Annotated in this window: 12 protein-coding genes and 3 pseudogenes; 5 read left to right on the top strand and 10 right to left on the bottom strand. The window is 60.5% G+C overall.

The features are described from left to right. The 4 genes and pseudogenes from AWB65_RS37420 to AWB65_RS33190 all read right to left on the bottom strand — a co-directional run. A pseudogene (locus AWB65_RS37420) lies at nt 1-209 on the bottom strand (tyrosine-type recombinase/integrase); the annotation flags it as partial. Beyond that, on the bottom strand, nt 164-955 hold the full coding sequence (locus tag AWB65_RS37965; protein ID WP_374729779.1) for a tyrosine-type recombinase/integrase: 792 nt from the start codon (nt 953-955) through the stop codon (nt 164-166). The gene AWB65_RS37965 and the pseudogene AWB65_RS37420, both read right to left, overlap by 46 nt. A 195-nt stretch (nt 956-1,150) precedes the next feature. Beyond that, nucleotides 1,151-2,545 (bottom strand): sigma-54 dependent transcriptional regulator, encoded by a 1,395-nt coding sequence (locus tag AWB65_RS33195; RefSeq protein ID WP_125474283.1) that lies wholly within the window; start codon nt 2,543-2,545, stop codon nt 1,151-1,153. 195 nt (nt 2,546-2,740) lie between these two features. After that, nucleotides 2,741-3,085, bottom strand: a complete 345-nt coding sequence (locus AWB65_RS33190; RefSeq protein WP_143328490.1) for a hypothetical protein — start codon at nt 3,083-3,085, stop codon at nt 2,741-2,743. A 157-nt stretch (nt 3,086-3,242) separates the two neighbouring features. Here AWB65_RS33190 and AWB65_RS36075 point away from each other — a divergent pair, with 157 nt between their 5' ends. Further along, entirely contained in the window at nt 3,243-3,392 is a 150-nt protein-coding gene (locus AWB65_RS36075) for a hypothetical protein (RefSeq protein WP_200821863.1), read from the top strand. A gap of 146 nt (nt 3,393-3,538) precedes the next feature. Further along, a complete protein-coding gene (locus AWB65_RS33185; protein ID WP_125474282.1) occupies nt 3,539-3,844 on the top strand; it encodes a hypothetical protein in 306 nt (101 codons plus the stop codon). Nucleotides 3,845-4,160: 316 nt separating this feature from the next. Here AWB65_RS33185 and AWB65_RS37405 read toward each other — a convergent pair whose 3' ends face one another. Next, nucleotides 4,161-4,394 (bottom strand): hypothetical protein, encoded by a 234-nt coding sequence (locus tag AWB65_RS37405; RefSeq protein ID WP_235008023.1) that lies wholly within the window; start codon nt 4,392-4,394, stop codon nt 4,161-4,163. Nucleotides 4,395-4,469: 75 nt separating this feature from the next. Then, nucleotides 4,470-5,123 carry an ABC transporter substrate-binding protein gene (locus tag AWB65_RS33180; protein WP_235008021.1) on the bottom strand — a complete coding sequence of 218 codons (654 nt, stop codon included), beginning with the start codon at nt 5,121-5,123 and terminating at the stop codon, nt 4,470-4,472. A 59-nt stretch (nt 5,124-5,182) separates the two neighbouring features. Between AWB65_RS33180 and AWB65_RS33175 the strand changes: the two genes are divergently transcribed. Further along, nucleotides 5,183-5,374 (top strand): tyrosine-type recombinase/integrase, encoded by a 192-nt coding sequence (locus AWB65_RS33175; protein ID WP_087671049.1) that lies wholly within the window; start codon nt 5,183-5,185, stop codon nt 5,372-5,374. 73 nt (nt 5,375-5,447) lie between these two features. On the opposite strand, the gene AWB65_RS36070 is transcribed toward AWB65_RS33175, so the two are convergent. After that, nucleotides 5,448-5,837 carry a hypothetical protein gene (locus tag AWB65_RS36070; protein ID WP_235008019.1) on the bottom strand — a complete coding sequence of 130 codons (390 nt, stop codon included), beginning with the start codon at nt 5,835-5,837 and terminating at the stop codon, nt 5,448-5,450. A 545-nt stretch (nt 5,838-6,382) separates the two neighbouring features. Here AWB65_RS36070 and AWB65_RS33165 point away from each other — a divergent pair. Further along, nucleotides 6,383-7,027, top strand: a complete 645-nt coding sequence (locus tag AWB65_RS33165; protein WP_087671047.1) for a hypothetical protein — start codon at nt 6,383-6,385, stop codon at nt 7,025-7,027. A gap of 411 nt (nt 7,028-7,438) precedes the next feature. Further along, entirely contained in the window at nt 7,439-8,596 is a 1,158-nt protein-coding gene (locus tag AWB65_RS33160; RefSeq protein ID WP_087671046.1) for a PDDEXK nuclease domain-containing protein, read from the top strand. 353 nt (nt 8,597-8,949) lie between these two features. Here AWB65_RS33160 and AWB65_RS33155 read toward each other — a convergent pair. From AWB65_RS33155 to AWB65_RS33145, 3 genes and pseudogenes are all read right to left on the bottom strand, one after another. After that, a pseudogene (locus AWB65_RS33155) lies at nt 8,950-9,207 on the bottom strand (RES family NAD+ phosphorylase); the annotation flags it as partial. A 22-nt stretch (nt 9,208-9,229) separates the two neighbouring features. Continuing rightward, a pseudogene (bioB, locus tag AWB65_RS33150) lies at nt 9,230-10,150 on the bottom strand (biotin synthase BioB); the annotation flags it as partial. Beyond that, nucleotides 10,068-11,024, bottom strand: coding sequence for a two-partner secretion domain-containing protein (locus tag AWB65_RS33145; RefSeq protein WP_087671044.1), 957 nt, complete (start codon nt 11,022-11,024; stop codon nt 10,068-10,070). The pseudogene bioB and the gene AWB65_RS33145, both read right to left, overlap by 83 nt. Nucleotides 11,025-11,162: the final 138 nt, after the last annotated feature.

The raw sequence follows: 11,162 nt of genomic DNA, 5'->3' as shown, positions 1-11,162 counted from the left end.
TGGAAGAGCGGGGCGTCCGGTGCGTCGCGGTGGCCGGCGACTTCCAAATAGAGATGAATTTTTGCGGCGCTGTCCGGGTACAGCGGTAGATAGCGTAGCTTTTTGCCCTTGCCGTGGACCCTCAAATGTGACACGCCGCGCCGGTCGTGCAGATCCTTCACTTTCAACAAGCACAGCTCCTCGCGGCGCAGGCAGTGATAGAGCAGCACCGAGAGCAACGCGCGATCGCGCTTGCCCTTAGGGGTCGACGGGTCCGGCGCTCGAGCAGCGCCCGCGCCTGGCGATCGCCGATCGCCGGCGTCTTGCCTTCGTTGCCGTCGACCGTCGGCCGCCTCGCCCATCTCACGGGGTTGGAAGCGACCGCGTTCTTTTCGCACAGATATTCGAACAGCGATGAGAGCGCGGCGAGCTTGCGCCGGATCGTCGCGCCCGATAGAGCCCGCTCTTCGAGCGTGTTGCGCCACGCCAGCACGTGCGCGCGGGTGACGAGGCGAAACTCGTCCGGCCGCGCGATGCCGGCGAAACTCATGAAGTCCTGCAGATCGATTCGGTACGCGCGGCGGGTGCGCGGCCTGAGTGGCGAATCCGCGGGGTCGGTGCTTGCGCGAGTCGATGAACCAATCGCTATCACTTCGACCAGCGCTGCCGCACGACGGCGATCGCCCAGGCCACCGCGCTGACGATGGAAGGGCTGCTGTCGATCATTCATGCCGAACGTCGTGTAGCAGCCAGAGGCGTGCATCCGTAGCACGCTCGAGGCGACTGAGAAGCACGGCTTCCCGATCGAGCGCGACGGAAATTTTTCCCGAAATGAGTCACGGTTCACTGGAAAGATGAATTGGGGAGGCAAGTGCCAGACATGAAATACGGATATGCTCCTCGGCGTCCCGCTTTCCATTGGCGAAGGCGCTTTCACTTGACGAAAAGCGAGGATCGCTTTCGCGATATTAATCAAGCCCGCTGATCCAGTATGCCCAAGCCCAATTCCCGTCGACTGAAAAAACCTGAACCGCGAATCGTTCACTCCCGTCATCTTGTGTTAGGTTCTTTACTCACTACGGCTTCTTTTGAAATTGCCCGACGCGCTAGTTGGTCGGCTACCCGACGCGGGCCGTAGACTCACGCGCGTGTCATTACGCATCTGCGTGTTTCAAGGGGCCGAACGCGCTGAGGATGAAAGGGCACCCCGATCATCGAGCGTTTCCGAGCGCAGTCCATGTGCGCTCAACAAGCGGTAGAGCGTCACGCGCGAGATGCCAAGTTCGTGCGCTGCGTCCCCGAGACGGCCGCGGTGACGCAGTAGAGCCATTTGGATCGCTTGCCGTTCCGCCACTTCACGCGCTTGCTCAAGTGTCATCGGTGCAACCTCGACGTGTTCCTCGAGTTCCAGATCGCGGGCGGTAATCTGGCGCCCGTCAGACATCACGATCGCGCGGCGCACGCGGTTGATCAGTTCACGCACGTTGCCGGGCCATTCATAAGTGTGGAGCGCGGCGATTGCGCACGGGGAGAAGCCGCGCAGCCGCCGGCGCGCGTCCTTCTTGAAGCGCTCGAGCATGTGCTTGGCGAGCAATTCGATGTCCCTGCCGCGCTCTCTGAGCGGCGGCTCATTGACTTGCAACACACATAGGCGGTGATACAGGTCGGCGCGAAAGCGGCCTTCGATCATTGCCGTCTGCATGTCGACGTGGGTCGCAGAAATGATACGCACGTCGACCGGCGTCGAGCCATGGCCGCCGAGGCGTTCGACCTTGCGTTCCTGGAGGAAGCGCAGCAGGCTCGCCTGGCTCTCGAGCGGCAAGTCTCCAATCTCGTCGAGAAAGAGCGTGCCGCCATTTGCTGCCTCAACTCGGCCGATCTTGCGCTGGTTCGCGCCGGTGAAAGCACCGCGCTCGTAGCCGAATAGTTCCGATTGCAGCAGATGCGCCGGAATCGCGCCGCAGTTAATCGCAACGAACGGCTGATCGCGCCGCGTCGAGCGTTCGTGAATTGCGGCGGCGGTCAGTTCCTTGCCGGTTCCCGACTCGCCTGAAATAAAAACGGGCGCATCGGTCATCGCGACTTTCCGGATTAAGCGGAAGAGGCCGAGCATCGCCTCACAAGAGCCGACCATTCCTGCTGTATTGTTTTCCCCGTCCGCTCGCTTGCCGTCTGAGGCTTCATCGTGTAACGACACCATGCCGTGCGCATGGCCGACAGCATCGACGATTCGCTCGTTGGCAATCGGTAGCGTTACATAATCGAAGCAGTAGTTGCGGATCAGCCGGCGCACCATGGCGTCGTTGAGCTGATCCGGAAAGCCAACTGCCACCCATCCCAGGCGCGAGTTGGCGAGCCACTGTTCGACAACAGGCAAATCCTGCGGAAGTCGAATGCCTGAAAAATCAACTATGCCCGCGCCGGCGCGCTCAGATCGGCTGGGGGTGTCGCAACGGCTGTCGAGTCGAACCACGTCGATGGACCATCGACGCGCTTCCAGTGCGGACTGCAAGTTGGTTGGCATTTCATGACCTACATACCATAGGTCGCGTAATTCCCCGGTCATGGCCCTCTCTCATCATATTTTATTATCTATCGAAGATTATGCATTTGCACAAAAAATTGCGCTACCGGGCAAATGTTAAACCGGTTCTTCGTCATTTAAATCAATGCGAAAGGCATAAGGTCCCAAAGCGACATGTAATATTTGCCGACGTTTAAGACGAGCTTTCTTGCGTGGTCGCGCGCGGCGGCTGGCGACTTAGAGGTAGTCTTTTTCTTGCGCAGCGATAGCCGCATGTGTCTCGCCGGCCGAGGTCAATCCATAGTGGAAGGCCGACGTAGCTCCTCGCTCAGGTGACTTGGCTCTTTCACGGGTCAGGTGGCCGCGCGCGACGAGCTCCGCGAGGTCTTGACCCAGCGTCATGCAGCGCGGCCCGCTTTCACTTGCCGTGATCGTCCCATTTACGGCCGCGACATAGTCAGCGAGGAATGTCGGGGTTGTGGTCGTGACCTTGTGGCCGTACCTGCCCGATGCGATGGCAACGAGCAGCCAGTTCAGGCGCTCGCGCGGCGGTTTTTTCTTGCGTGCGAAGACGCGGTGCATCGTCATTTTTCTTCATTGCTCAGTTTTAGCTGCTCTCGCAATATGCGTGCTGGGGGCTCGAGCGCGCCCGTGCGCGGTTCCAACGAGACGCTCGACGGCTCGCCGGCAAGCTTTTACCTCGTGCAGCGATCGTTTTGAGCGCGGGGTTGATCGCGCCGTGCCCGCCCGGTTCGCCGATGCGGCCGCCCTGCAGGTCTCGCCCGTCCGCCTGGACCTCTCCGCCGAGCGCCCCGTGGCCGCGCTGACGTTGCATAACGACGGCACGGCGCCCATCAACGCGCAGGTCCGCGTGTTCGCCGCCTGCTAATCGACGAAATTCCAAACGACCGGGCCGCCCAGACGGGCGTGCGCGTTCAGCTGCGCTGACCTGCCGACCATAAAGTTCGCGCCGCTCGTGCCGATAAGCATGGGCCGGCTTGCCGCCGGTTTCAGCTGAACCTAGGAGACGGGCGCGTGGAAGGGTATGAATTGAGAGGCATGATCGACGCGTTTTTTATCGTGAACCCGCATCGACGCTACTTTGTTTATGTCGACTCGGAGGCCGGCGCTGGCGCCGCAACCTTTGTCGTTGTGACGCGCGGCCTGGACGTCGTTGCGTTCGATCGCGTGGCGGATGAAAACACCGTCCCGGCCGCGGCGCTCGCCGACTGGTTCAGCGATACGGACGAAGGGCAGGAGACGATCGCCAGGATGATCGCGGGCATGGATTTGGAAATGCGGATCGGCAGCGAAGTCCAGTCACGGGGGAACTCGCATTAATGACGGCTGACTCGACAGTGCACTAATCAGAGCGACGACATCTTTAGTCAGTAATTTGACAGTTATCGGCCCCACAGGTCTTGCATTTTGGGGTCGCTGCCACTAGAACATAGTGAGTCTCCTTCGCGTTTTCCTCGACGTGATGGTTCGCCCGCCCTGCCTCTGTCTCGGCGGGCTTTCTTTTGCCGAATTCCCGCCCATGCCTAGTCTGAAATTGCGTCCTGCGTGGGAAGCATACAGGGCGACAAATTAGCCTTCTTGATGAGCGACTTCGCGCGGTCAGGGCGGAGGTGCGCTGCGACAGTCCCGCAAGGTACTACCGATGCCACTCGGGAACCCGGTGGTCGTCGCCGATGATCGCGTAACCGCGCAGCAGCGTCTTCTGGATGCGCTCGCGATCATGCAGGTATTGGATCGCCTGCACGAACTGGGGGTTGCCGGTAGGCGTCGCGTCTTGTCGCAGGATCAGGTCGGTGTACAGGCCCAACTGGCTTTCCAGCACGCCAAAGTTGCCGGCGCGCTTGAGCCGCTCGACGTCTCGGGCGGGCACGGGCGAGACGAGCTGTCGCCCGCGAACAGGGCGTTGAGACGCGCCGCATCGTCGACGATCCCGACGAGTTGCACTTCATCGAGTTATGGCAACCCCAGCTCCCAAAAGTTCGGATTGCGCGTGCCGACGCAGCGGCCGGCTGGCGTGAACTCCTTGCAGGCGAACGGGCCCGTGCCGTTGCCCTTGGAGAAGTCCTTCGTCCCCGCGGCGACGATCACGAAGTGCGTCACGGCGAGCAAGGCGGGCATCGACGTTCGGCGCGTTGAGCACGATCTCGACTTGCAGCGGCCCGGTCGCCTTGATCGAATCGATTGCATCAGCGATCGTCTTCGCTTTCGACGCCATCGCCGGATCCTTGTGACGCAACAACGAAAAGACGACGTCGTCCGCCGTGAGCGGCTTGCCGTCGTGGAAACGCACGTCCGGCCTGAGCTTGACGGACCAGAGCTTGTGATCCCGGGTTTCGAACGCTTCCGCGAGCGCGTTCTGTACCTTGAAAGCGCTGTCGAACTCCGTCAGGCCGCTGTAAAAGACGAACATGCGCAAGTAGTCGGCGGTGTGCGAGGCCTTGGCGGGGTCGATCGAATCCGAGAGCGACTGGTTCGCCGTCGCGACCTGCATCACGCCACGCTGACACGGCTTGGTCGCGGCGGCGCCCGCCGCGAGAAGCGTCTTCACAGCGCGCCTGCGTTCGAGGTCGGGGCAATGCGCGTCGAGCGGCTTCGTCATGGTCTGTCCGCGACCGGCTGCGCGGCACCGCGTGCGAAGGCGGCGAGATCGAGTTCAGCGTGGACGACGTGGTCCAACTGGCCAACACCTCCGCGCACGTGTTCCGCCACACGTTCCGCTCGCGGGCCATCGCGCGCGACATGCCGACGGATTTGGTGCAGCCGATTCTCGGCCACGCCTCGACGCAGCCCGGTCTGCGGAGTAGGTTCCTGCTAACGGAGCATGTCCATGAGGGCACCCGCTCCGGTTAATGAAAGGGAGCGGCGTGCAGGATGGGGAACCGGCACGCCTGACGGCCAAATCCGGCTGGGTCATCCCCGTCCTTTACGGCGAGTTCGCGCCTGGGGTACATCCATCGGCGCCGAACCCGTTGCACTTGTCGGTCAAATCGAGGTTCGTGCGGCGCGCAACCAGCCACGGAATCCCTGCGTACCCGATAATCGGGCGCTTCACGCGATACTCGAAAAGCTCGTGACCGACCCGTTCGAAGAGAACCGCGTCGTTCGGATGCTGCGCAGCGAAGGCCGCGCTGACCAACCCCAACTCTGCCGCACGAGGCATTGAGAACGAGCCATCGTAGGATGATTGGAAGCTGATGTTTGAAAGTGCGCAGTAGCCAATTGAGATGGCGACCACTGGTTTTGCCACTACCGAGGCAAGCACCCGGGCGCTCCGTGTTCCTTGCCTCTGGGAAATCAGTGCAGCGACAGGCATCGCGACCTGCTCCTCAGGGTTTACGTGGAGTGGATAGTAGCTGGGCGTCAAGTTGGTGACAAGGAAAACATGCGTCCGCGTTGAATATTTCAGGTAGTAGACTTGTGAGTTGTTCCGACCCCGATCTATGTCCGGGCGCAGCGACGGCGCATGCTCGAGGCCGCGGCGCGCTCCTACGCCGAGGACGAGGGATAGTGTGGGTTGCGGTGGCCATCGGGTTCAGTGCGCGGCCCCGCTTGAAGATAAGAGGATGGGGCAGCGAGACTGAGATCGGGATGTTTTCCGAATCTGATCGCGATGCACGGGCGCGTCGCTGAGTGAAATCGCTTCGAGCCACACATCAGAGCGGAGCGTTAGATCCCCTGTGCGCGCTGTGACTGTCGAATGCTTCCCGCGGCACCGTGTCAATCGGCTCGTGGCCACGATGATCGCGAGGATGAGATAGTGAGATCATTGACAAATGTGCTCAATCATCTTCGCCCGAACTAAATTACTTTGAAGTAAGGGGCGCGTTCGAGGAGATCCAACCTTGCCACAACGAGACTATGAATAAAGGAAAGACGAAACTTACGCGTCAGGATGCTGAACGGCTTTTCGAGGGGCTGCCTGCGGCGAAGTCAAAAACGTCGAGCCGGCCCGAAAATCCTTTCGGGCGAGAGGTGTCTGATGTCGTCAAGCGCGTCGACGACGAATCCACACTATGGAAAGATAACCTGATCACGCTCCCGGCGGCGATCGAGTTGCCTAGGGGCTATGAGTCGGTGTCTCGCATGCGCGAAGGGATGGCGCGGGCTTGGCGCGTGAGGTGGGTGAGGGAAGGCAAAGACGAGGTTGTCGCTGAGTTTCCTGAGGGGTGGACAGCTGTTCGTTCGGAAAACGGCCCCATAGAACTACGAGATGGATCCGGTGTGGTCCGCGCCTTATTCGGATGGGCCAAGAATGCTGAGCTCAGGATTCTGCCACGTTATCTAATCGAGTCACAGGCAAATAGCTCGAACGGACAGAGCAGCTTGCTTGTCCGGGATCGTGGGAACGGTCGAATTCTCGAGCGGTCGTCGATCTGGTCAGCGCGAACCGGTACCAACCATCCAGATTGGACCACGCTCGCAGCATGGCTCAACCTACGCTATCCAGAACATCACGACCCGCTTCGGTACTGGGAAGATTGCGAGGAAAATATTCGAACCTGAGCTGATGTCGGAAGAGCGTTGTTTTCGCCGTGAACCACTGAGGCAAAACCGAGTCCACCGCTTGATCGAATTTCCGGGTTTGGCCTTGTTTAGCCGGTCGCCCGGTCACTCGGCCAGACATTCAAAAGTCGCTTTCATGCAATCAAATTCGGAAACGTCGAGCATTTGACATAAGTAACATTAAAATTGGGGCCGATACAGCGCAAGGGTGCCGAATGGTCAGGCAGTTCTTGACGGGTCGGCCTCGCGTTTGCCCGCGAGCGGTCTGATGCGGTAGGGTGCGGGTTCCACTCACAGAACAGGGTTGTGCATGAACGGACAGGAACTCGTCGACGCTGTCGCCGGTCGCTCCGGCTACAGCGTAACGACAGGCAACACCGGGCAGCTGGTAGGCTTCGCGGTGAACGCGCCGTGACGAAGAATGACATCGCGCCGGCTGCTTACGCGGGGTTGCACCGTGATATTGCGGATGTCCTTACGTCCACGCGCGCGGCCGCCGCGCGCAGCGTCAATGCGTTAATGACGGCGACCTACTGGGAAATTGGCCGGCGCATCGTGGAATTCGAGCAGGGCGGCGAGGGCAGGGCCGCCTACGGCGAAGCCTTGATTAGGCGACTCGGCGCCGATCTGTCGCAACGGTTTGGGCGAGGCTTCGGCTGGCGTAATCTCGCTCAGATGCGAGCCTTTTATCTTGCGTGGCCGGCTGAACAGATTGTGCAGACGCTGTCTGCACAATCTTCGTCCTCGCCGATTATCCCGACACCGTCTGCAAATTCTGCGGCACGAGCGGTCTCCGGGGTGCCCGTGCGGGCCGTGCTCGAACCGGCCGCTCTCGCGCAGGCGTTTCCCCTGCCTTGGTCCGCATATGTGCGCCTGCTTTCCGTAAAGACAGCGGCCGCCCGGGCATTCTATGAGACCGAGGCGTTGCGCGAAGGCTGGTCGGTACGCCAGCTCGACCGCCAGATCAGTAGCCAGCTTTACGAGCGACTGGCACTGTCGCGCAACAAGGCGGCGCTGTTAAAAAAAGCCGCCAATGCCCAGCCGGGTGATCTCCTCACGCCCGAGGAGGCGATTCGCGACCCGTTCGTACTCGAGTTTCTCGACATCAAGGACGAGTACTCGGAGTCGGATCTTGAGGAGGCGCTGATCCAGCATCTGGCAGATTTCCTGATGGAGCTCGGCGACGACTTCGCGTTCGTCGGCCGGCAGCGCCGCCTGAGAATTGACGACACCTGGTTCAGGGTCGATCTGGTGTTTTTCCATCGGCGGTTGAGATGCCTGGTCATCATCGATCTCAAGGTCGGTCGCTTCAGCTATGCGGACGCTGGGCAGATGCATCTCTATCTGAACTACGCGCGTGAGCACTGGATGAAGCCCGGGGAAAATCCACCTGTCGGTCTTATCCTGTGTGCCGAAAAAGGCGCGGCCGAAGCCCACTACGCATTGGACAACCTGCCAAACAAGATTCTCGCGGCGGAGTACCAAACGGTGTTGCCAGATGAGGCGATGATCGTGCAGCAGCTGGAGCGCACGACGGCGGAACTGGAGCGGCGAACAGGCCCTGCGTGAGCTCTGGTCTCGAAGCCCGATAGATCCCGCTTAACAAAGCGGGGCCACTCGGGATCGAGCCCGGCCTCGGCGAAGCGGTTGAGCAAATCTCTGATTGGGCAGAACGTTCCGACCCGCACGAGATCCTCTTCAGAGACATTTGTTTCGATTCGCTAGGATTCGCCCAAACAATGCTGACCACTCCGACTTTACATAAAAGGAATTATCGCATTTTACGTAGTTCTCCTAAACGAGTACGAATGCAGTTAACTACGGCTTCTTCGACCACAATACGCAAGCAAGTGATGCCCATCAATTTCGATGGTAAATCCCACTTTCTCAGGGAGCCGTCAGAAATCTGATTTCCGGCTGGCTCATCGCGTCGCTTGACCGAATAGCCGCGGATCCAGCGTAAAGGGTTCTGCGCTTATGACCTTGACGCGTGCCATCTCAGGATGCATGGGATTCAGGAGCAGATTGAAATCGCTCGGGCAGACGACGGACGGTACGCGCATCGCCAATTGTTCACCGGCCTCAAGCCATTCCCGCCCGAGCGCCCTTGTTTCCGCGGGATCGCGCGTCAGGTCTGCCCAGCCTTCCGGCAGCCCAGGTATGAGCGCGGCCTCATAGAGCTCGCAGAGGCCGGTCTCGACGCTATGCGCTGTGCGCTGCGTGTCTCTGACGAACATCGTCCAAGCCGTCGGCCCGAATGCCGAGTCTCGCGAGCAGCTTGCGATCGGCCTCCGCTTGCGGATTGCTCGTCGTCAGCAACTGGTCGCCGTAAAAGATCGAATTCGCGCCGGCTGCGAAGCACAGTGCCTGCAGCGCTTCATCCATCTGCTCGCGTCCCGCCGAGAGACGCACCATCGCGCCCGGCATCGTGATGCGCGCGACAGCGATCGTGCGCACGAATTCGAACGGATCGAGCGGCGCCGTGCCGGTGAGCGGCGTGCCTTCGACTTGCACGAGGTTGTTGATCGGCACCGACTCCGGATATGGCTCCATGTTGGACAACTGCGCGATGAGACCCGCGCGCTCGCGCCGCGATTCACCCATTCCGACGATACCGCCGCAGCACACATTGATACCGACATCGCGCACGCGTTCGAGCGTGTCGAGGCGGTCCTGATACGTGCGCGTGGAGATGATCTGCCCGTAGAACTCCGGCGACGTATCGAGATTGTGGTTGTAATAGTCGAGGCCCGCTTCGCGCAGTCCCTCCGCCTGATGTGCCTCCAGCATGCCGAGGGTCACACAAGTTTCGAGTCCCATCGCCTTCACGCCGCGAATCATGTCCTTGATCGGTTCGAGATGACGGTCCTTCGGATTGCGCCACGCCGCGCCCATGCAAAAGCGCGTCGCGCCGTTCGCCTTTGCTATCTCGGCCGCCTTTAGAACGGCATTGACTTCCATCAGCTTGTCTGCCTTCAGCCCGGTATCGTGATGCACCGATTGCGGACAGTATGCGCAGTCCTCCTCGCAGCCGCCGGTCTTAATCGACAGCAGCGTCGAAAGCTGCACCGTATTCGGATCGAAATGCTCGCGATGCAGGGTCTGCGCGCGATACAGCAAGTCGGTTCCACTGTGCCGCTTTCACCCTAGCGTCATCCAGATGCAGCGCGTTCGCATTTGTATCAACCGTGCCGCCGCTTCCGTCCGCGTTCGTGGCGACGACAAGATCATGTTGGTGCGCGGTGCCCCGCTCGGCGACCAGCCATACATGGCCGTCGCGGGTGGCGGTGCCAGTTGCATGCAGTTCGCCTTGCTTGCCTGCGAGCGCAAACACGTTGCCATCCGCCGCTTCGAGGTGGATCTGAACGGCGCGAATCGTACCCTTGTTCACAACGTCCCCGCGTGTTCCGGCCTGTACGAAGACCTGCGGACCGCTCGATGAGTCCTTCAACAAGACCTGTGCGCCAGTGGCCATTTCCGCTGTTCCGTTCGGAGCGACGATCGAACCGTCGTTTGCGGTCAGCTTTCGAGAAATGAGAAATACATCCCCGCCGCTCGAACTGATCTTGCCGAGGTTCACCACTACGCCGTCGCAGGAGCCGGTGAGCGTCAGCGAGCCGCCGCTCATGAACGCGTCGTTGCCCACATCAAGCGTCGACGCGACAAATCGGCCGCCAGTAGTAACAACGCCACTCGCGCCGATGAGCACGCCTTGCGGGTTTATCAGGTAGAAGCTGCCCGTCGCGCTGAGCCTGCCGTCGATCACCGAGCGAGCCGTACCCGTCACGCGGCTCAGCGTGGCACCGGTGCCATTGTTCACGCTCACGCTGTTTTCATTGCCGATCGAGAAGGAGCGCCAGTCGATGATTGCGCGCGGCGTGCTCTGCGTGATGTTAATCCCGGTGCGGTTTGAGGAGATCGTGCCAGCGCCGGAAACGAACTGCCCGCCGTTTGGGAGCGGCCCGCCCGCAAGCACGCTTGCACTATGTAGGCCCATGGCATACCTTGCAATTACCCACAACTCCAAGAGAAGTTATGTTAACCTCGCATAGATTAGGCATCCTATGGAAAGATAATGACTGGTAATGTGCGAGTAGATGACGAGGACTGGATCAATAGAGAGACGGCGGATAAC

Origin of the sequence: Caballeronia humi (assembly GCF_001544475.1) — a bacterium.
GTDB classification, from domain to species: Bacteria; Pseudomonadota; Gammaproteobacteria; order Burkholderiales; family Burkholderiaceae; genus Caballeronia; species Caballeronia humi.
This window is presented reverse-complemented; position numbering and strand designations above follow the sequence as displayed.